Source organism: Serratia oryzae, assembly GCF_001976145.1.
In the GTDB taxonomy this organism is placed as follows: domain Bacteria; phylum Pseudomonadota; class Gammaproteobacteria; order Enterobacterales; family Enterobacteriaceae; genus Chania; species Chania oryzae.
The window spans coordinates 162,020-181,961 of sequence record NZ_MOXD01000009.1 but is presented as its reverse complement, the minus strand read 5'-3'; the positions used below and the strand labels follow the sequence as shown (position 1 = coordinate 181,961).

Below are 19,942 nucleotides of genomic sequence, written 5' to 3'. Positions count from 1 at the left end.
GGGCTAAAGCTAGCGCATAGCCCCTGTGGATCGCTTATGCGTTAATCACATCCTGTACGGCCAGCTCGAACAACGCCATGCCTTCGTCGATATCTTTCAGTTCTACCACCAGCGAAGGTGCAAAGCGAATCACGTTTGGCCCGGCGTTGAGGATCATCAAACCCCGAGCGGCTGCCGCGGTCAGGAAGTCCCGCGCTTTGCCGTGATACTCCGGTGTCAGTTCCGCGCCGATCAACAATCCCATGCCGCGAATGTCGCTGAAAATTGCGTACTTCTCACCGATGTTCTGCAACGCCTGCACATACAGCTTGTGGCGCTGCTCAATGCCGCTCAATACTTCCGGCGTATTGATCACGTCCAGTGCCGCTTCCGCCACCGCACAGGCCAGCGGGTTGCCGCCATAGGTGGTGCCGTGGGTGCCCACATGCATCACCGATGCGATCTCCTCTGTCGTCAGCATCGCGCTCACCGGGAAACCACCGCCCAACGCTTTGGCGGTGGTGAGAATATCCGGCGTAATGCCATAGTGCATATAGGTAAACAGTTTACCGCTCCGGCCCATACCGCTTTGCACTTCGTCAAACACCAGTAATGCCTGATGCTTGTCGCACAACTCCCGCACGCCCTGCAGGAAAGCGGCATCCACCGGAGTAACCCCACCTTCCCCCTGGATCGGCTCCATCACCACGGCACAGGTGTGATCGTCCATCACCGCTTTCACCGCCGCCAGATCGTTGAACGGCACATGCACGATATCGGCCGGCTTTGGCCCGAAACCATCGGAATATTTCGCCTGTCCACCGACGGAAACCGTGAACAGCGTGCGGCCATGGAACGCGTTGTTAAACGCAATAATCTTGGTTTTGTAAGGGCTGTGGCGGCTGATGGCATAATGGCGCGCCAGCTTGAACGCGGCTTCGTTAGCCTCCGCCCCCGAGTTTGCGAAGAACACCCGGTCGGCAAACGTAGCGTTGATCAGCTTGGTCGCCAGGCGCAGTGCCGGTTCATTGGTGAAGACGTTACTGGTGTGCCACAGAGTTTCGCCCTGCTGTTTCAACGCGGCGACCAATGCAGGATGGCAGTGCCCAAGCGCGGTGACGGCAATGCCGCCAGAGAAGTCGATATACTCGTTTCCCTGCTGATCCCACACGCGGCTGCCCTTGCCCTTTACCGGCACGAACTGAGCCGGTGCATAAACAGGCAGGATAACCTGATCAAAAGTGCTGCGATCGACTGCGATTTTTTCGGTCATTGTGGGCTCCACCCTGAAATTGACTCAGTGTCATTGTTGCGAATAATTGAAAATATAGTCACAAAATATGCATAAAAAACCAATTAAGGGCAAACCAAAATCGCCGATAGTGGCAAAGAAAATCCTAACCCACTAACTTTTAAGAAAATTATCCAGCAACTGATGACCCTGTTCGCTCAGGATGCTTTCCGGATGGAACTGCACCCCTTCCAGCGCCAGCGTGCGGTGGCGAATGCCCATGATTTCATCCTGCTCACCGTCACGCTCGCTCCAGGCGGTCACCTCAAAGCAGCTTGGCAAGGTTGCGGCATCCAGCACTAACGAATGGTAGCGAGTGACGGTCAGCGGGTTATTCAGGCCAGCAAATACGCCCTGATGGTGATGGCGAATCGCCGACGTTTTGCCATGCATCACCTCACGGGCACGAACCACATCGGCACCCAATGCCTGGCCAATCGCCTGATGCCCAAGGCAAACCCCGAGGATCGGCAGTTTGCCGGCAAAATGACGGATCGCCGCCAGCGAAATACCCGCCTCGTTCGGCGTGCAGGGGCCAGGGGAGATGACTAAATGCTGCGGCGCCAGCCGTTCGATATCGGCCAGTTGCAGTTCGTCATTGCGCTTCACCAGCACTTCTGCACCCAGTTCGCAGAAGTACTGATAAAGGTTATAGGTAAAGGAGTCGTAGTTATCGATCAGCAGCAGCATGTGATTTCCAACAGCAAAAATGCTGCGCTAGTTTACTGCCAGCGCCAATAATGTCAGCTTACTTTTTGCGGCCACCCATAATCGAACCCAAGACGCCACGCAGGATCTGGCGGCCCAGATCGCGCGCCATGCTTTTGGCGGCAGTCTGGACGATACCATCGCGTTTCCCCCCGCGCGGGCCAGTGGAGCCAAACAGGATATCGTTCAAGCCGTCCATCAACCCGCCACCGCTCTCCGGCCCGGCGGCAGACTGTTGCTCAGGCTGGCCCGGCTGCGGTTTGCCCATGGTGGCAAACCCTCCGGCAGAAAGCTTCTCATAGGCAGATTCACGATCCACCCCATCTTCGTAGCGCCCGTAGAGAGGCGACTTATTGATGGCGCTGTTCAGCCCTTCGGCCCCCAGCATGCCCATTTTCGATTCAGGGGCGATCACCATCGCCCGTTCCACCACGTTTGGCCGCCCTTTCTCATCCAGAAAAGACACCAATGCCTCACCCACACCCAGCTCGGTAATCGCCGTTTCAGCATCAAACGCCGGATTGGCACGCATCGTTTGCGCGGCTGCCTTCACCGCTTTCTGATCGCGCGGCGTAAAAGCCCGCAGCGCATGCTGAACGCGGTTACCCAACTGCCCCAGCACGCTGTCCGGGATATCGAGCGGATTCTGGGTAACAAAATAGATCCCGACGCTTTTCGAGCGGATCAGCCGTACCACCTGTTCGATTTTAGTCAGTAGAGCCGGTGGCGCATCGTTAAACAGCAGGTGGGCTTCGTCGAAGAAAAACACCAGCTTTGGCTGCTCGGGGTCGCCCACTTCGGGCAAATGCTCAAACAGTTCGGCCAGCAGCCACAGCAGGAATACCGAATAGAGCTTCGGTTGGTTAATCAACTTATCCGCCGCCAACAGGTTGATGATCCCTTGGCCATTGCCGTCGGTTCTCATCAGGTCGTTGATATCCAGCATCGGCTCGCCAAAAAACTGATTAGCGCCCTGCTCTTCCAGCGTCAGCAAACCACGCTGGATAGCGCCAACCGAGGCAGCAGAGATGTTGCCATATTGGGTCTGAAACTGTTTGGCGTTATCCCCGACGAACTGCACCATCGCCCGCAGGTCTTTCATATCGAGCAGCAGCAGCGCGTTGTCATCGGCGATTTTAAATATCAGCTGCAGCACACCGCTTTGCACATCGTTCAAATCTAACAGACGGCCAAGCAGCAGCGGGCCAAGATCGGAAACGGTGGCGCGGATCGGGTGCCCTTTCTCACCAAAGATATCCCACGGGATTATCGTACAGGCCTGCGGTTGCCAGTCAGTAACGCCAATCGCCGCCAGCCGCGCCTGGAGTTTTTCGGAAGGCACGCCTTGCGCGGCAATCCCCGACAAATCCCCCTTCACGTCGGCCAGAAACACAGGAATGCCAATACGTGAGAACTGTTCCGCCATCTTTTGCAGCGTCACCGTTTTACCGGTACCGGTCGCCCCGGTAATCAAACCGTGGCGGTTAGCTAGGGCAGGCAAAATCACCAGTTCCGCGCCTGGTTTCCCATCGTGCATCGCTTTGGCAATAACTCGAGCTTCACTCATGCGCTTTTCCTTTGGTCCTGTTCGACACAAAAACACCCGTTAATGCTATTAAAGCTATAAGCACGATGAAGTACCGTCAAGACAAGAGCCGATGTCCCTTAATTGATCGTCAGCAGCCCTGAGGTGCCATGGCGGGACAGCGCTTAACCACGTAGCCCCAACTCTTCCTTCAGCGATTTCAGATAGCGGCGGCTGACCGGCACCGGCTCACCCACCGACATGATCATCTCTGCCGTGCCGCTCTCCTCAAAGCGGATCTCTCTGACCTGTTCAAGGTTAACCAGATACTGCCGATGGCAACGCACCAGCGGCGTGCGGCTTTCCAGCGTGCGCAACGTCAGTTCGGTGAAACACTCCATGCCATCATTGCGCACCACATACACCCCGGTCGAACGTGAGCGGATCGCGATCACCTCATCAAAACGCAACAGGTAGATGCGGCTATGGCCGGTGCAAGGGATGTATTTCAGATAGCCCGCGCTTTCCTCTAACGCCGCAATATTCTGTGGCGCGCGGCGTTGATGCAGGCGCTGCAGCGTCTTATTCAGCCGCTTGGGTTCCGCGGGTTTCAGCAGGTAATCAAACGCGTGCTCTTCGAAGGCCTGCACCGCGTATTCATCATAAGCGGTCAGGAATACGATATACGGCATGCGGTTTGGATCGAGCATCCCCACCATTTCCAGCCCGCTGATGCGCGGCATCTGAATATCCAGAAACACCACATCCGGTTGCAAACGGTGGATCTGGCTGATGGCCTCAATCGCATTGGCACACTCGCCGATAATGGTGACGCCCTGTTCCTCTTCCAACAGATGGCGCAGGTTATCGCGGGCAGAGGGCTCATCGTCAACGATCAGTACGGTTAACATCATGCAGCCCTCGCCAACGGCACGCTCAAGGTAATGCAGGTAAACGCTTCAGGTTCACAGGCGATCTGCACCCCATAGCCATCACCGTAACGCACACGGATACGCCTATCCACCAGATTCATACCCAACCCACTGCCGCCTATCTGCTGGCGGAACAAACCGGCATTGTCGGTCACCTGCAGCAACAGATTGTCGCCCTCGCGCCGGGCACCAATATCGATCCGGCCAATCCCCAGCAGGTGCGAAGTGCCGTGCTTAATGGCATTTTCCACAATCGGCTGGAGCGAGAAGGCAGGCAGCCTGACCGCCAGCAGTTCCTCCGGCAGCGAAACCGCAATCTCCAGCCGATCGGCAAAGCGGGCTTTTTCTATCTGCAGATAGGCATTCACATGCTCAATCTCATCTGCCAGGCTCACTTCATCAGCGGAACGTTTGAGGTTTTTACGGAAAAAGGTAGAGAGAGACTGCACCAGTTCGCAGGCACGATCGCCATCCCGACGGATCACCGCCACCAGCGTATTCAGCGCATTAAACAGGAAGTGCGGGTTAACCTGGGCGTGCAGCAGCTTGATTTCCGACTGTGCCAGCAGTTGTTTATGCCGCTCGTATTGCCCGGCCATGATTTGTGCCGACAGCAGGCTGGCGATCCCTTCCCCCAGCGTGCGGTTGATGGTGCTGAACAGTTTGGTTTTCGGTTCGTACAGTTTGATGGTGCCGATCACCCGTTGATTCTCGCCGCGCAGCGGGATCACCAGCGTCGAGCCCAGCTTGCAATTGGCGTTGATCGAACAGCAATAAGAGAGCTCATTACCATCGGCATACACCACCTCGTTATTATCGATGGCACGATGGGAATGCACCGAAGAGATCGGCGTCCCCGGCACGTGGTGGTCGTCGCCAATGCCGATAAAGGCCAGCAGTTTGTCACGATCGGTGATCGCCACAGCGCCAATGCCCAGCTCCTGATAAATGACGCGCGCCACCTTCATGCTGTTTTCCTGATCAAACCCCTGTCGCAGAATACCCTCGGTACGCTCCGCAATCTTCAGCGCCTTGGAAGAGAATGCGCTGGTGTACTTCTCAAACATCGCCCGCCGATCCAGCAGGATCTGCATAAACATGGCCGCCCCGAGCGTGTTGGCGATCACCATCGGCAAGGCAATGTGCTCCACCAGCCGCAACGCCTCTGGGAACGGGCGGGCGATCGCCAGGATGATGGCCATTTGCAGCACTTCGGTGGTCAACGCAATGCACGCCACAAACAGAGGGTTGAACAGTAAGTCGATACGCCCACGCCGCATGGCGATGCTGTGCACGACGCCGCCAACCAGGCCTTCTGCCACCGTCGAGACCGCACAGGCGACGTCGGTCATGCCCCCCAGCGTGTAGCGGTGCAAACCACCGGTCAACCCCACCAGAAAACCAACGGAAGGTCCCCCGAGCAACCCGCCCAGTACGGCGCCGATCGCACGGGTATTGGCGATCGAATCCTGGATATGCAGGCCGAAATAGGTGCCCATGATGCAAAACACGGAGAAAATGACGTAGCACAGTAACTTGTGCGGCAAGCGAATGGTGACCTGCGTCAGCGGGATAAACAGCGGCGTCTTACTTAATAAATAGGCAATAACAAGATAAACACACATCTGCTGTAACAGCAGCAAAACCTGGTTAAATTCGTACATAAACAGCAGCTCATCAAAACAGCAACAACAAACAGAAAGTGCCAGCTAAAGGGGCTGGTTTTGGGCGCTGATTAGAACATGCCAACGGGAAGAAAACAGTGATGCAGGCAAAGCTTCGGGAGGAAGATAACGCACCAGCCCCAAACGGGGCTGGCACAGCAGAGCAGGTTATGGCAGCACTTTGGCCGACAGGATCACGATCGGCTTGCTGGGGACATTTTGATAAGGGCCCACGTTGCCGGTTGGCACCTGGGAAATCTTATCTACCACGTCCATCCCTTTCACTACCTTCCCAAATACCGCATAGCCGAAATCACGCTGGCCATGGTCGAGGAAAGCGTTATCAGCCACATTCAGGAAGAACTGGCTGGTTGCACTGTCTTTATCGGCAGTGCGCGCCATGGAAATGGTACCGCGCAGGTTACGCAGGCCGTTGTCAGCTTCGTTTTTGATCGCTGCACCGGTCGATTTCTGCTGCATATCCGCCGTAAAACCGCCACCCTGAATCATAAAACCCGGGATCACGCGGTGGAAAACGGTGTTGTTATAGTAACCGCTGTTCACGTAGTCAATGAAGTTCTTGGTGGAGACTGGGGCCTTCTGGCTGTCGAGCGCTAATTCAATATTGCCTGCCGAGGTGGTCAGCATGACGTGAGTTTCACCGGCGGCCAATGCGGCAGGAGCCATTGCGGTCAGGGAACACAGCGCAACGAAGGTCACTAAAGTACGTTTGAACATGAACGGGTCCTTTCTCTGGGAGACAAACAACGGAAAAGCGCTTTGATTCTAAAGAGCTACCCCTGATAGCGCCAGCCATTTACCAATATTTAAGTAATTGCCGGATATTTCTTACAGCTGCTGGTTTTTTGCCTGCCGACAGTATGATCGTCAGGCTCATTTTTGCCAAGTCGATCACGCATTATTTACCCACTTTCTCTCCCCCTCCTTTTTTGCGATACAACTCCCGGTTTGATTTTGAAATACCGCTACGCTGATCAAATGAGAGCGCTCTCATTTGCGCTCACAGTCGTAATCTCACTGGAGAGCAAGAATGATAAAGATTGTGCTGTGTTGTGCCGCTGGGATGTCCACCAGCATGCTGGTCAAACGCATGCAAGCCGAAGCGCAGAAACGTGAACTGAACGTGGAAATCATCGCGATACCCGCCGCCGATTTTGCAGCCGAGCTGCCAACCGCCAGCGTTGTGCTGCTGGGGCCGCAGGTGAAGTACGAACTGGCGCGTTTCAGCAAACTCGCCGAGCCGCATGGCCTGTCGGTTGCCGTCATCGACATGATGGATTACGGCACCCTGCGCGGTGACAAGGTGCTGGACAAAGCCCTCGGTCTGATTGCCTGACTCTGCGGAGAGAATCATGAGCCTTTACGCTTCCCTGATGCGCGTGGTGGAAAACCATGTTGCCCCGTTGGCTGGCCGCATCGGCAGCCAACGTCATATCGTCGCCATTCGCGACGGCTTTATTTCCGCCATGCCGTTCCTGATTGTCGGCAGTATCATGCTGATCGTTGCCAACCCGCCGTTTGATGCCGCCACTACCTCCCGCTTCGGGCAAGCCTGGCTGGGTTTCGCCAAAGCCCACTGGAGCACCATCACCATGCCGTTCTTTATGACCATGGGCCTGATGAGCGTCTTCGTTGCCATTGGCACCGCCTACAGCCTGGCGAAGCATTATGGCCTGGATGCCCTGACCGCCGGGTTGTTATCGCTGATGGCGTTTCTGCTGGCCGCCGCACCGCAGGTGGATAACAAGATGTCGCTCGATTTCCTCGGTGGCCAGGGGGTGTTTACCGCCCTGATCTGCGCGATCTGGTCGGTCGAGCTGATCCGCCTGCTGAAAAAGTACCACATCACCATCCGCATGCCGGAACAGGTACCACCGGCGATTGCCCGTTCGTTCGAACTGCTGTATCCGGTGGTGGGCATCCTATTGACGGTGTACCCCATCAGCATTCTGATGCAGAGTGAGTTCCAGCTTCTGCTGCCCGATGCCATCATGCACCTGTTCCAACCGCTGATCTCTGCGGGTGATACCCTGCCGGCCATCCTGCTGGCGGTGCTGATCGCCAACCTGCTGTGGTTTGCCGGTATTCACGGTGACAACATCGTGACCGGCCTGCTCAACCCGATCTTTATGACCAACCTGGCCACCAATGCCGCGCTGGTGGCACACGGCGCGGCCACCACCCAGACCCTGACCGCCCCCTTCTGGTCGTTCTATGTCTGCATCGGCGGTTCCGGCTCGACGTTGGTGCTGGCCTTCCTGTATATGCGTAGTCGCTCCATTCACCTGCGCACCATCGGCAAACTGAGCGTGGTGCCCGCGGCCTTCAACATCAACGAACCTCTGCTGTTCGGTTCACCGGTGGTGATGAACCCGACGCTGTTTATCCCGTTGATCGTCGTCCCGATGGTCAACGCTACGCTGGCCTATTTCGCTCTGAACTGGGAGCTGGTGGAAAAAATGGTCGCCATGGCCCCCTGGACCGCACCGGCACCGCTAGGGGCGATGATCTCGGCCTCCTGGGATATCCGTGCCGCCCTGCTGGTGCTGATCTTGATGGCCATCGATCTGGCGATCTGGCTGCCGTTCTTCAAGGTGTATGAAAAACAACTATTGGCGCAGGAGCGGCAACAGGCCGACGCCGAGCGCGAAGCCATCGATACCGCTACTGCACAGTAACAGGAGAAGTAACGTGACAGAACAGATGGCTGATGTCAGCCCGGATTTTGAAAGCACCATCATGGAACTGCTGGTGTTCGCCGGTAGCGCCCGCAGCAGCGCGCTGATGGCATTGCAGCAGGCGCGAGCCGGTGATTTTGCCGCCTCGGCTGAGCATATGGCCGAATCACAGCAGGCGGTGAAACATGCGCACCATATCCAGACCCAGCTGATTAGCCTGGACGAAGGCTGCGGCAAACTGCCCATCAACCTGATTACCGTACATGCGCAGGATCACCTGATGAACGCGATGGTCATTCAGGACTTGGCAAGCGACATGATTGAACTTTACCGCCGTCAGGCACAGCAGGAGGCCCGTTCATGAGTGCGTTGAAGATCGCCATTATCGGCGGTGGCAGCAGCTATACGCCGGAGTTGGTCGAAGGGCTGATCCAGCGCATTGAAGAATTACCCGTCACCGAACTGGCGTTGGTGGACGTCGAACCCGGCCGCGAGAAAGTGGCGATCATTGCCGCGTTGACCCAGCGTATGCTGGCACGCAACGGGCTGGAGCAGGTAAAGGTCAGCGTGCATTTCGAACTGGACGACGCGATTCGCGGTGCCAAATTTGTGCTCACCCAACTGCGCGTCGGGCAGCTACCGGCACGCGCCGCCGATGAGCGCTTAGGGCTGAAATATCGCTTAATCGGCCAGGAAACCACCGGCGTCGGCGGTTTTGCCAAGGCACTGCGCACCATCCCGGTGATGCTGAACATCGCGCGTAAAGTGGAACAGTTGGCACCGAACGCCTGGATCATCAATTTCACCAATCCGGCGGGCATCGTAACCGAAGCGGTTTCGCGTTATACCCAAGCGAAAATCATCGGCCTGTGCAACGTGCCTATCAGCATGCACCATATGATTGCCAATCTGCTGCAAACCCCTTGCGGCCGGGTGCAACTGCGGTTTGCCGGGTTGAACCACATGGTTTGGGTGCACCAGGTGCTGCAAAACGGCCAGAACGTCACCAGCAAGGTGATCGATATGCTGTGTGACGGCGCAACGTTAACCATGAACAACATCAAAGAAGCGCCGTGGCCGCCGGAATTCCTGCGGGCGCTGGGTGCGATCCCTTGCCCTTATCATCGTTATTTCTACCAGACTCAGCAGATGCTGGCAGAAGAAACGGCCGCCGCTGCCGAGCACGGCACCCGTGCCGAACAGGTGATGAAAGTGGAACAAGAACTGTTCGAACTGTATGCCGACCCACATCTGGACAGCAAGCCTGAGCAGCTCAGCTTCCGTGGTGGCTCTTTCTATTCAGAGGTCGCACTGGAACTGATTCGTGCTATTCACAATAATCTCGGGTTGCAATTAGTCGTAAATACCGCAAACCGTGGCGCTATTCGCGGTTTAGCGGACGACGCTGTGATAGAAACCAACTGTATTATCGACGCTCAGGGAGCGCATCCGCTCGCTTTCGGCCAGCTACCGGAATCGATGCACGCCTTGACCCAGCAGGTAAAGGCCTATGAACGCCTGACGATCGAAGCCGCCGTACATGGCGATCGCCGCAGCGCGCTGCTGGCGCTGGTGACCAACCCATTGGTGGCCAATGCCCAGATTGCCCAGCCGCTGTTAGACGAGGTGCTGGAGGCAAACCAGGCCTATTTGCCTAATGCTGGTCAGTTAAGGCTAACCAGTTCCCTCTCCCTTGGGGAGAGGGTTAGGGTGAGGGGATGAACACCGCACTACAAGCCCCTCACCCCGGCCCTCTCCCACGGGAGAGGGGGCGGCTCCTTTAGCAATTGCACACGATTATGCAGTTTTGCGTTTAACTGACCGGCATTAGGCCTATTTGCCACCGTTTAAATAACATGTCGTACACCACACTGAGAAAACGAGCCAACACAGCCCATCACGCTGCAGCTTGAAAAACCAAGGGGATACGCAATCAGGAGCAGGATAATGGTGACACTGGAAGATGTCGCAGCGTTGGCCGGGGTATCCCGCGCCACGGTGTCACGCGTGGTGAATGGTGACAGCAACGTCAAACCCCTCACGCGTGAGAAGGTGACCAAAGCCGTGGCCGAACTGGGTTATACCCCCAATCCGGCAGCCAGAGCGCTGGCCTCCAGCCACAGCAATACGCTGGGGCTGGTTACCACCTCTTACCGCGGTGGCTTTTTTGGTGCGCTGATGGATTTTGTGCAAACCGAGGCAGAATCGCAGGGTAAACAGTTGCTGGTGACCCAAGGCCGTAACAGCGCAGAGAACGAACTGCTGGCGATTCAACGCCTGTTCAGCCTGCGCTGTGACGGGGTGATCCTGCACGTGCGTTTTCTCTCTGACGATCGGCTCCGCCAGCTAGCCGCAGAGCAGCGCCACTTTGTGCTGTTGGATCGCCTGGTGCCAGGTTTGGAAGATCGTTGCGTTACGTTTGATCACGTACGCGCCAGCCAGATAGCGACGCAACAGCTGATCGATGCTGGCCACCGGCGCATCGCCTGCATCAGCGGCCCACCGCAGCGCGCCTCCAGCCAGCTGCGATTGCAGGGTTTTCTTAACGCGATGCGGGCTGCCGATCTGCAACCGGTGGATTGCCTTGCCGGGGTTTACGATCTGGAAAGCGGTTACGACTGTGCCGCCCAGTTGTTACGCCGTGCAACGCTGCCGAGTGCCATCTATTGCTGTAACGAAGAAATGGCAATTGGTGCCCTGCTGGCCATTAATGAACACCGTCTGCGCGTACCGCAGGATATCGCGCTGATTTGCTATGACAGCGGCGAGCGTGCGCCTTTTGCACGCCCGGCGCTGACCAGCGTGCATTTCCCGATCACCGAGATGGCACAACATGCCACCCGTCGCTTGATCGATCCACACACGCCTGCGGTCACCTTTGAGCCAACGATCGTACACCGTGATTCGATCGTGCCGATCGCCGTTTAGATCACAGGGACATTCATTGCATTTCATCTTTTGCATCAGAAAGCAGACCACCATCACAAAAACTCCCGTTGGCTATGCTAGGATCCGCTTCCTGGTGGTTCTCGCGGGACTTTCTCTGCTTTGCCAGAAAAGCCGTGGCCTTTTGCCAGTGTTAACCCTCAACCGAAACAGTCATCAATCAGGCCTATACAATGAATGACAGCAACCGCATCCGGCTAACATGGATCAGCTTTTTTTCTTACGCGCTGACCGGAGCTTTAGTGATCGTCACAGGGATGGTGATGGGCAACATTGCAGAATACTTCAATCTGCCAGTGTCCAGCATGAGTAACACCTTTACCTTTCTGAACGCCGGTATTCTGATTTCGATCTTCCTGAACGCCTGGCTGATGGAAATCATCCCGTTGAAACGCCAGTTGCTGTTTGGTTTTGTGCTGATGGTGCTGGCAGTTGCCGGGCTGATGGTGAGCAAAAGCCTGACCCTGTTCTCGCTGTGCATGTTTGTGCTCGGCGTGGTCAGCGGCATCACCATGTCGATCGGCACCTTCCTGATTACCCATATGTACGCTGGCCGCCAGCGGGGTTCGCGCCTGTTGTTTACCGACTCTTTCTTCAGCATGGCGGGGATGATTTTCCCGATCGTCGCCGCCATGTTGCTGGCGCGCAGCATTGGCTGGTATTGGGTTTATGCCTGCATTGGCCTGCTGTATGTCGCGATCTTCGTGTTGACCCTGTGCTCTGAGTTCCCGGTGCTGGGTAACAAAGGGCCGGAAAGCGGTGAACCGGCAGTGAAAGAGAAATGGGGCATTGGCGTACTGTTCCTGTCGATCGCCGCCTTGTGCTACATCCTTGGTCAGTTGGGCTTTATCCAGTGGGTGCCGGAATATGCCACCAAATCCTTTAATATGGATATCGGCCAGGCGGGCAAGCTGGTGAGCGACTTCTGGACTTCTTATATGATCGGCATGTGGGTGTTCAGCTTTATCCTGCGCTTCTTCGATCTGCAACGCATCGTGACCGTGCTGGCAGCCTTAGCCACCGGCGCCATGTACCTGTTCGTCAGCAGCGATAATCCGCAGCACCTGAGCTATTTCATTATGGCTTTGGGCTTCGTTTCCAGCGCTATTTACACCACGCTGATCACCCTTGGCTCGCTGCAAACTAAAGTTTCTTCACCGAAGCTGGTCAACTTTATCCTGACCTGCGGCACCATCGGCACTATGCTGACCTTTGTGGTGACCGGCCCGATCGTGGGCAAAGGCGGCGCACACGCAGCGCTGACCACCGCCAACGGCCTGTATCTGGCGGTGTTTGTGATGTGTCTGCTGCTTGGCTTTGTCACCAAACACCGCAGCCATGGGCATGTCACGCATTAAGTTCTGATGAAGGCACCTCAAGGGTTCTGCCATCGCAGAACCCTTTTTCCATGGCATCTAGCGCCGGAAATCCACCTTCTCCTCCGTTTGCAGATACAACGTGGTGCTTGCCGGCTGAGTTTCAGCAATCAGCGCACCCTGGCGCATGGAATAACGCACCGGCGTTTGGCGGCGCACCGCGTCAAAGCCGTTTTCCGCAGGCAAAATCACCAGATTGGCGCTGTTACCCACTTTTAGGCCATAGTCCTGCAAGTGCATCGTCCGCGCGCTGTGAGTGGTGATCAGGTTCAAACCATCGTTGATCTGGCCGTATCCCATCAGTTGGCAGACGTGCAACCCCATATGCAGCACCTGCAACATATTGGCGGTGCCGAGCGGATACCAGGGATCGAAGACGTCGTCATGACCAAAGCAGACGTTGATCCCCGCCTCCAGCATCTCTTTCACCCGCGTAATGCCACGCCGTTTAGGGTAAGTATCAAAACGCCCCTGCAGATGAATATTCACCAGTGGATTAGCAACAAAGTTAATCCCAGACATCTTCAGCAGGCGGAACAGCCGCGAGGTGTAAGCCCCGTTGTAAGAGTGCATCGCCGTGGTATGGCTGGCGGTGACCTTGCTGCCCATTTCCAGCTTCAGCGCCAGCGCTGCTACAGTTTCAACAAAGCGCGATTGTTCATCGTCGATCTCATCGCAATGCACATCCACCAGCCGGTCGTACTTCTGCGCCAGGGCGAATGCTTTATGCAGGGATTCCACACCGTATTCGCGGGTGAACTCAAAATGCGGGATCGCCCCAACCACGTCGGCCCCCAGGCGCAGCGCCTCCTCCAACAGCGCTTCGCCGTTGGGATAAGACAGGATCCCTTCCTGTGGGAACGCCACAATTTGCAGCGTTACCCAAGGGGCGACTTCCTGCTTCACTTCCAGCATCGCGCGCAGTGCGGTCAGCGTAGGGTCGGAAACATCGACGTGAGTACGAACATACTGCACACCGTTGGCGATCTGCCATTTCAGCGTCTGCCAGGCGCGCCGTTTCACATCCTCATGGGTCAGCAACGCTTTGCGCTCGGCCCAGCGCTCAATGCCTTCAAACAACGTACCCGACTGATTCCAGGCGGGCTGCCCGGCGGTCTGGGTGGTATCCAGATGAATATGCGGTTCAACAAACGCCGGCAATGCCAAGCCGCCTTCAGCATCCAATGCATCACTGCCCGGTTCCAGCCCTGCGGGTTGCGGAACGATCTGGCTAATACGCCCCTGCTCAAGAGCCAGTTGCCATAACCCTTCCTGCCCACTCAGGCGCAGATTATCGATAAACTTCACGGGATGATTCGCCACCTTGTCACCTCTGTTCTGCCAAACGTTCCCACATCATACGGCTGCCGTTGGTGGCTGACAAAGCAGCGCAATGGTGCCCCCTCCCGAACTCACCTCACAGACCCGTCAACTGGCTCGATTCAGCTAAAGTTGAACAAAAACCGCAACTTAACAAATATTGATAAAAATCATATATATACCACATTAGAGGTATATGGCAGCCAAATTGATTTGCATCAATAAATCGATGTCAGGGAGGAATAAGGTACGCTCAGGAAATCAGAATTTTGAGGCAATAATGAGTAGAGTAAAACTCGCTGTCATCGGCAACGGCATGGTTGGCCACCGATTTATCGAAGATCTGCTGGATAAGGCAGACAAAGATCAGTTTGAAATAACCATCTTTTGTGAAGAACCCCGTATCGCCTACGATCGCGTGCATCTCTCCTCCTATTTCTCTCACCATACCGCTGAAGAACTGTCGCTGGTACGTGAAGGCTTTTACGAGAAACAGGGCGTGAAAGTGCTGGTGGGCGAACGTGCCATCACCATTAACCGGGCGGAGAAGGTGATCCACTCCAACACCGGCCGCACGGTGTATTACGACAAACTGGTCATGGCCACCGGCTCCTACCCGTGGGTTCCTCCGATCAAAGGCTCCGAAAGCCAGGATTGTTTCGTTTATCGCACCATTGAAGATTTGAACGCCATCGAATCCTGCGCGCGCCGCAGCAAACGCGGCGCGGTGGTTGGCGGTGGCCTGCTCGGCCTGGAGGCCGCCGGGGCACTGAAAAGCCTGGGGGTAGAAACTCACGTTATCGAATTCGCCCCGATGCTGATGGCCGAACAGCTCGATCCGATGGGCGGCGATCAACTGCGCCGCAAGATCGAGCGGATGGGCGTAAAAGTTCACACAGGTAAGAACACCACCGAGATCGTCAACGGCGGGCAAAGTGCGCGCAAAACCATGCACTTTGCCGACGGCAGCGAGCTGGAAGTCGATTTCATCGTGTTCTCTACCGGCATCCGCCCACAGGACAAACTGGCTCACCAGTGCGGGCTGGCAACGGCTCCGCGCGGCGGCATTGCGATCAACGATCGCTGCCAGACCTCCGATCCCGATGTTTATGCCATTGGTGAATGTGCCTCGTGGCACGAACGCACCTTTGGCCTGGTCGCTCCAGGGTACAAGATGGCGCAGGTCACCGCCGATCATCTGTTAAACCGCGAGAATGCCTTCCAGGGCGCGGACATGAGCGCCAAGCTGAAACTGCTGGGCGTCGACGTCGGCGGGATCGGTGATGCCCATGCGCGCACCGCTGGCGCACGCAGCTACGTCTATCTGGACGAGAGCAAAGAGGTCTACAAACGTCTGGTCGTTAGCGCAGACAACAAAACCCTGCTCGGCGCGGTGTTGGTCGGTGACACCAGCGACTACGGCAACCTATTGCAACTGGCGTTGAACAACATTGAGCTGCCGGAAAACCCAGACAGCCTGATCCTGCCAGCCCACGCGGGCAGCAAACCGGCGATCGGGGTGGATTCGCTGCCGGAAAGCGCGCAGATCTGCTCCTGCTTTGACGTCACTAAAGGCGACATTATCAAGGCGGTGAACCTGGGCTGCCACACCGTGGCGGCCATCAAGTCTGAAACTAAAGCCGGAACCGGCTGCGGCGGCTGCGTTCCGCTTATCACCCAGGTGCTGAACGCCGAGTTGAGCAAACAGGGCATCGAGGTCAACAACCACCTGTGCGAACACTTTGCCTATTCGCGCCAGGAGTTGTACCACCTTATCCGCGTCGAAGGCATTAAAACCTTTGCAGAGCTGCTGGCAAAATACGGCAAAGGCTACGGCTGCGAAGTGTGTAAACCCACCGTCGGTTCGCTGCTGGCGTCCTGCTGGAATGAGTATGTGCTCAAGCCACAGCACACACCGCTGCAAGACACTAACGACAACTTCCTCGGCAACATCCAGAAAGACGGCACCTATTCGGTGATCCCGCGCTCTGCCGGTGGTGAAATCACCCCGGACGGGCTGCTGGCCATCGGCCAGATCGCTAAAGACTATAACCTGTACACCAAGATGACCGGTTCCCAGCGCATCGGCATGTTCGGCGCGCAGAAAGACGATCTGCCCGCCATCTGGAGCAGGCTGATCGCCGCCGGGTTCGAAACCGGTCACGCGTATGCCAAAGCGCTGCGTATGGCGAAAACCTGCGTCGGTAGCACCTGGTGCCGTTACGGCGTCGGCGACAGCGTCGGCTTCGGCGTGCAGCTTGAACACCGCTACAAAGGCATCCGTACCCCGCACAAAATGAAGTTCGGCGTTTCCGGCTGCACCCGTGAATGTGCCGAAGCGCAGGGGAAAGACGTGGGCATTATTGCCACCGAAAACGGCTGGAACCTGTATGTGTGCGGCAACGGCGGAATGAAACCGCGCCACGCGGATCTGCTGGCGGCGGATCTCGACAGCGATACGCTGATGCGCTATCTCGACCGCTTTATGATGTTCTATATCCGTATCGGCGATAAATTGCAGCGCACCTCGGTCTGGCTGGAAAGCCTGGAAGGCGGTATCGATTATCTGCGCAAGGTGATCATCGACGACAAACTGGGGATCAACGATCAGTTAGAGGCCGAAATCGCCCGCCTGCGCAGCGCGGTCACCTGCGAATGGAAGGCCACCGTCGAAGACCCTGCCGCTCAGGTACGTTTTTCTCACTTCATCAACAGCAGCCAGCGCGATCCTAACGTGCAGGTGGTGCCCGAACGTGAACAGCATCGCCCGGCGCGCCCGGATGAGCGTATCCCCGTTAAGATCTTGGAAACCGAGGAGAGCAACGCATGAGCCAGTGGATTTCCGTTTGCCCGCTTGCCGAGATCCTGCCCGGCACCGGCGTGTGTGCGCTGATTGGCGAGCAGCAGGTGGCTATCTTCCGCCCCCGCGCCGATGAACAACTGTATGCCATCAGCAATATCGATCCGTTCGCTCAGGCCAGCGTGCTGTCGCGCGGCCTGATTGCCGAGCATCAGGGGGAATTGTGGGTAGCCAGCCCGCTGAAGAAACAGCATTTCCGCCTGCATGATGGGTTGTGCATGGAAGACGAAAGCCGTTCCGTGGCCAGTTTCACCCACAGAATCGTCGATGGCATGGTGCAAGTAGCAGCTCAGTAATACTCCCCCTCCCTTCGAAAGAGAGGAGAGGGGCTTACCGCTATTGCCTTTACACTTTTTGTTTTTAATTTCCAGGGAAATCTATGTTTACCGATACCATCAACAAATCTGCCGCCAACGCGGCGCGCATCGTCAAACTGGCGCAAGAGAGCCCGCTCGGCTTCTGGATCAGTTCAGCCATGGCCGGAGCCTACGTCGGCCTTGGCATCATCCTGATCTTCACTCTGGGTAATCTGGTGGATCCATCGATCCGCCCATTGGTAATGGGCGCCACCTTCGGTATCGCACTCACGCTGGTGATCATCGCCGGTTCCGAACTGTTCACCGGCCACACTATGTTCCTGACGCTGGGCGTGAAAGCGGGCACCATCAAACAGAGCCAAATGTGGGCCGTGTTGCCGCAAACCTGGCTGGGCAACCTGCTCGGCTCGGTGCTGGTGGCGCTGATGTATTACTACGGTGGCGGTAGCCTGTTGCCGGTCGACACCAGCCTGGTGCATACCGCAGCGCTGGCGAAAACCACCGCCCCGGCAGAAGTGTTGTTCTTCAAAGGGGTGCTGTGTAACTGGCTGGTTTGTTTGGCGATCTGGATGGCGCTGCGCGTTGAAGGTGCTGCCAAGTTCATCGCCATCTGGTGGTGTTTGCTGGCGTTTATCGCTTCCGGCTACGAACACTCAATTGCCAACATGACGCTGTTTGCCCTCTCCTGGTTCGGCCATCACAGCGAAGCCTATACCCTGAGCGGCATCGGCCATAACCTGTTGTGGGTAACGTTGGGGAATACGCTGTCTGGCGCGGTCCTGATGGGCCTCGGCTACTGGTATGCCACACCGCGTGCGCAACGTCCGCAGGCTGCAAACGCCGCCACTCGCCAAACCGCATAATCAAGCAGGGGCGAGTTATCGCCCCGTCAGCCGCTTCCCCAAGGATTGCCGATGGATTACTTACCGATTTTCTGCCAACTGCAACATAAAGCCTGCCTGCTGGTCGGCGGCGGGGAAGTCGCCGAACGTAAAGCGCGCCTGCTGCTGGATGCCGGTGCCCGGCTGACGGTCAATGCCTGCCAGTTCAATCAGCAGTTTCTGGCCTGGGCCGAACAAGGGCGGGTAACGCTGGTGGAGGGGGAGTTTTATGCCGCACTGCTGGCAGAAAAATGGCTGGTGATTGCCGCCACCGATCGGCTGGAAGTGAATGCTCTGGTCTATCAGTGTGCCAATCAGCAGCGGGTATTCTGTAACGTGGTAGACGATCCCAAACGTGCCAGCTTTATCATGCCGTCGATTATCGATCGCTCTCCGCTGATGGTCGCCGTCTCTTCCGGTGGCAAAGCCCCGGTGCTGGCGCGCCTGCTGCGGGAAAAGCTGGAGGCCGTGCTACCGCAACACCTTGGCAAACTGGCTCAGTTGGGCGGTTCGCTGCGCCAACGGGTAAAGCAGCAGTTTAGCAGCATCGGTGCGCGCCGCCGTTTCTGGGAAAAGCTGTTTGCCCACGATCGGCTGGCGCAATCACTGGCTAACAATGACACCGTTTTGGCGGAACAACAGGTTGAACAACTGTTGGCGCAACAACCGGAAGAACAGGGCGAGGTGGTGTTAGTCGGCGCCGGGCCGGGCGATGCCGGGCTGCTGACGCTAAAAGGCCTGCAGCAGATCCAGCAGGCCGACGTGGTGGTTTACGATCGTTTGGTGTCTGCAGACGTGATGGCGCTGACGCGCCGCGATGCGGAACGCATCTTTGTGGGTAAACACGCCGGGCATCACTGTGTGCCACAAGAGCAGATCAATCAGATCTTGCTGGCGCAGGCACAACAGGGTAAACGCGTGGTCCGGCTGAAAGGCGGCGATCCCTTTATCTTCGGCCGCGGCGGTGAAGAATTAGAAACCTTGGCCGCAGCTGGCATCCCGTTCTCGGTGGTGCCAGGCATTACCGCCGCCTCTGGCTGTTCCGCCTACAGCGGTATTCCCCTCACCCATCGCGATCATGCCCAAAGCGTCCGCTTGGTGACCGGCCACGCCAAGGCCGACGGCGGGCTAGACTGGGCAACGCTGGCCGCCGGACAACAAACGCTGGTGTTTTATATGGGCCTGACGCAGGCGGCGGAGATTCAACGGCAACTGATCGCTCATGGTATGGCTGGCACCATGCCGATAGCCTTGGTGGAAAACGGCACGTCTACCCGCCAGCGAGTGATTACAGGAGAACTGGCTCAGTTGGGGGAACTTGCGCAGCGAGCCGCCAGCCCGAGCCTGATTATCGTTGGCAGCGTGGTCAGCCTGCGCAACCAATTGAACTGGTTCTCCAGCCGGGAACTGCCGGAAAGCCTCAGCAAAATGGCGTAAAAAAAGC

Annotated in this window: 17 protein-coding genes; 10 read left to right on the top strand and 7 right to left on the bottom strand. The window is 56.9% G+C overall.

Annotated features, from left to right (window positions below):
- Positions 1–34: 34 nt before the first annotated feature.
- The 6 genes from argD to ppiA form a co-directional block, all read right to left on the bottom strand.
- Entirely contained in the window at positions 35–1,252 is a 1,218-nt protein-coding gene (gene argD / locus BMI79_RS16730; protein WP_076943254.1) for a bifunctional acetylornithine/succinyldiaminopimelate transaminase, read from the bottom strand.
- A gap of 132 nt (positions 1,253–1,384) precedes the next feature.
- Positions 1,385–1,960 (bottom strand): aminodeoxychorismate synthase component II, encoded by a 576-nt coding sequence (locus BMI79_RS16725; RefSeq protein WP_076943253.1) that lies wholly within the window; start codon positions 1,958–1,960, stop codon positions 1,385–1,387.
- 58 nt (positions 1,961–2,018) lie between these two features.
- On the bottom strand, positions 2,019–3,545 hold the full coding sequence (locus BMI79_RS16720) for a helicase HerA-like domain-containing protein (protein WP_076943252.1): 1,527 nt from the start codon (positions 3,543–3,545) through the stop codon (positions 2,019–2,021).
- Positions 3,546–3,688: 143 nt separating this feature from the next.
- Positions 3,689–4,414 (bottom strand): two-component system response regulator BtsR, encoded by a 726-nt coding sequence (gene btsR / locus BMI79_RS16715; protein ID WP_076943304.1) that lies wholly within the window; start codon positions 4,412–4,414, stop codon positions 3,689–3,691.
- Positions 4,414–6,099, bottom strand: coding sequence for a sensor histidine kinase (locus BMI79_RS16710; protein ID WP_076943251.1), 1,686 nt, complete (start codon positions 6,097–6,099; stop codon positions 4,414–4,416). Before BMI79_RS16710 ends, btsR begins: the two co-directional genes overlap by 1 nt.
- A 168-nt stretch (positions 6,100–6,267) precedes the next feature.
- Positions 6,268–6,837: a peptidylprolyl isomerase A gene (gene ppiA, locus BMI79_RS16705; RefSeq protein ID WP_076943250.1), complete on the bottom strand. Its 570-nt coding sequence runs from the start codon at positions 6,835–6,837 to the stop codon at positions 6,268–6,270.
- A gap of 313 nt (positions 6,838–7,150) precedes the next feature.
- Here ppiA and BMI79_RS16700 point away from each other — a divergent pair, with 313 nt between their 5' ends.
- From BMI79_RS16700 to tsgA, 6 genes are all read left to right on the top strand, one after another.
- Positions 7,151–7,456 carry a PTS sugar transporter subunit IIB gene (locus tag BMI79_RS16700; RefSeq protein ID WP_076943249.1) on the top strand — a complete coding sequence of 102 codons (306 nt, stop codon included), beginning with the start codon at positions 7,151–7,153 and terminating at the stop codon, positions 7,454–7,456.
- A gap of 16 nt (positions 7,457–7,472) precedes the next feature.
- On the top strand, positions 7,473–8,798 hold the full coding sequence (locus tag BMI79_RS16695; RefSeq protein ID WP_076943248.1) for a PTS sugar transporter subunit IIC: 1,326 nt from the start codon (positions 7,473–7,475) through the stop codon (positions 8,796–8,798).
- A 25-nt stretch (positions 8,799–8,823) separates the two neighbouring features.
- Positions 8,824–9,162: a PTS lactose/cellobiose transporter subunit IIA gene (locus BMI79_RS16690; protein ID WP_076943303.1), complete on the top strand. Its 339-nt coding sequence runs from the start codon at positions 8,824–8,826 to the stop codon at positions 9,160–9,162.
- Positions 9,159–10,520: a 6-phospho-beta-glucosidase gene (locus BMI79_RS16685; RefSeq protein ID WP_083704466.1), complete on the top strand. Its 1,362-nt coding sequence runs from the start codon at positions 9,159–9,161 to the stop codon at positions 10,518–10,520. The genes BMI79_RS16690 and BMI79_RS16685 overlap by 4 nt, the downstream gene beginning before the upstream one ends.
- 225 nt (positions 10,521–10,745) lie before the next feature.
- On the top strand, positions 10,746–11,726 hold the full coding sequence (locus BMI79_RS16680; protein WP_076943247.1) for a LacI family DNA-binding transcriptional regulator: 981 nt from the start codon (positions 10,746–10,748) through the stop codon (positions 11,724–11,726).
- A gap of 191 nt (positions 11,727–11,917) precedes the next feature.
- A complete protein-coding gene (gene tsgA / locus BMI79_RS16675) occupies positions 11,918–13,102 on the top strand; it encodes an MFS transporter TsgA (protein WP_076943246.1) in 1,185 nt (394 codons plus the stop codon).
- A 57-nt stretch (positions 13,103–13,159) separates the two neighbouring features.
- Here tsgA and BMI79_RS16670 read toward each other — a convergent pair whose 3' ends face one another.
- Positions 13,160–14,443, bottom strand: a complete 1,284-nt coding sequence (locus tag BMI79_RS16670) for a cytosine deaminase (RefSeq protein ID WP_076943245.1) — start codon at positions 14,441–14,443, stop codon at positions 13,160–13,162.
- A 277-nt stretch (positions 14,444–14,720) separates the two neighbouring features.
- On the opposite strand from BMI79_RS16670, the gene nirB reads away from it, so the two are divergent.
- The 4 genes from nirB to cysG all read left to right on the top strand — a co-directional run bounded on the left by nirB (position 14,721) and on the right by cysG (position 19,935).
- Positions 14,721–17,270 (top strand): nitrite reductase large subunit NirB, encoded by a 2,550-nt coding sequence (gene nirB, locus BMI79_RS16665; protein WP_076943244.1) that lies wholly within the window; start codon positions 14,721–14,723, stop codon positions 17,268–17,270.
- Positions 17,267–17,596 (top strand): nitrite reductase small subunit NirD, encoded by a 330-nt coding sequence (gene nirD, locus BMI79_RS16660; RefSeq protein WP_076943243.1) that lies wholly within the window; start codon positions 17,267–17,269, stop codon positions 17,594–17,596. The genes nirB and nirD overlap by 4 nt, the downstream gene beginning before the upstream one ends.
- An 83-nt stretch (positions 17,597–17,679) precedes the next feature.
- Complete coding sequence (gene nirC / locus BMI79_RS16655) at positions 17,680–18,480, top strand: nitrite transporter NirC (protein WP_076943242.1); 801 nt, start codon at positions 17,680–17,682, stop codon at positions 18,478–18,480.
- Positions 18,481–18,531: 51 nt separating this feature from the next.
- Positions 18,532–19,935, top strand: a complete 1,404-nt coding sequence (gene cysG / locus BMI79_RS16650; RefSeq protein WP_076943241.1) for a siroheme synthase CysG — start codon at positions 18,532–18,534, stop codon at positions 19,933–19,935.
- Positions 19,936–19,942: the final 7 nt, after the last annotated feature.

Bases quoted from the DNA above. Each gene is read 5' to 3' on its own strand.
- btsR (WP_076943304.1), bottom strand. From the start codon at position 4,414: ATGTTAACCGTACTGATCGTTGACGATGAGCCCTCTGCCCGCGATAAC.
- BMI79_RS16690 (WP_076943303.1), top strand. From the start codon at position 8,824: ATGGCTGATGTCAGCCCGGATTTTGAAAGCACCATCATGGAACTGCTG.
- BMI79_RS16685 (WP_083704466.1), top strand. From the start codon at position 9,159: ATGAGTGCGTTGAAGATCGCCATTATCGGCGGTGGCAGCAGCTATACG.
- BMI79_RS16725 (WP_076943253.1), bottom strand. From the start codon at position 1,960: ATGCTGCTGCTGATCGATAACTACGACTCCTTTACCTATAACCTTTAT.
- nirC (WP_076943242.1), top strand. From the start codon at position 17,680: ATGTTTACCGATACCATCAACAAATCTGCCGCCAACGCGGCGCGCATC.
- BMI79_RS16710 (WP_076943251.1), bottom strand. From the start codon at position 6,099: ATGTACGAATTTAACCAGGTTTTGCTGCTGTTACAGCAGATGTGTGTT.
- ppiA (WP_076943250.1), bottom strand. From the start codon at position 6,837: ATGTTCAAACGTACTTTAGTGACCTTCGTTGCGCTGTGTTCCCTGACC.
- BMI79_RS16680 (WP_076943247.1), top strand. From the start codon at position 10,746: ATGGTGACACTGGAAGATGTCGCAGCGTTGGCCGGGGTATCCCGCGCC.
- BMI79_RS16695 (WP_076943248.1), top strand. From the start codon at position 7,473: ATGAGCCTTTACGCTTCCCTGATGCGCGTGGTGGAAAACCATGTTGCC.
- tsgA (WP_076943246.1), top strand. From the start codon at position 11,918: ATGAATGACAGCAACCGCATCCGGCTAACATGGATCAGCTTTTTTTCT.
- cysG (WP_076943241.1), top strand. From the start codon at position 18,532: ATGGATTACTTACCGATTTTCTGCCAACTGCAACATAAAGCCTGCCTG.
- BMI79_RS16720 (WP_076943252.1), bottom strand. From the start codon at position 3,545: ATGAGTGAAGCTCGAGTTATTGCCAAAGCGATGCACGATGGGAAACCA.
- nirD (WP_076943243.1), top strand. From the start codon at position 17,267: ATGAGCCAGTGGATTTCCGTTTGCCCGCTTGCCGAGATCCTGCCCGGC.
- argD (WP_076943254.1), bottom strand. From the start codon at position 1,252: ATGACCGAAAAAATCGCAGTCGATCGCAGCACTTTTGATCAGGTTATC.
- BMI79_RS16700 (WP_076943249.1), top strand. From the start codon at position 7,151: ATGATAAAGATTGTGCTGTGTTGTGCCGCTGGGATGTCCACCAGCATG.
- nirB (WP_076943244.1), top strand. From the start codon at position 14,721: ATGAGTAGAGTAAAACTCGCTGTCATCGGCAACGGCATGGTTGGCCAC.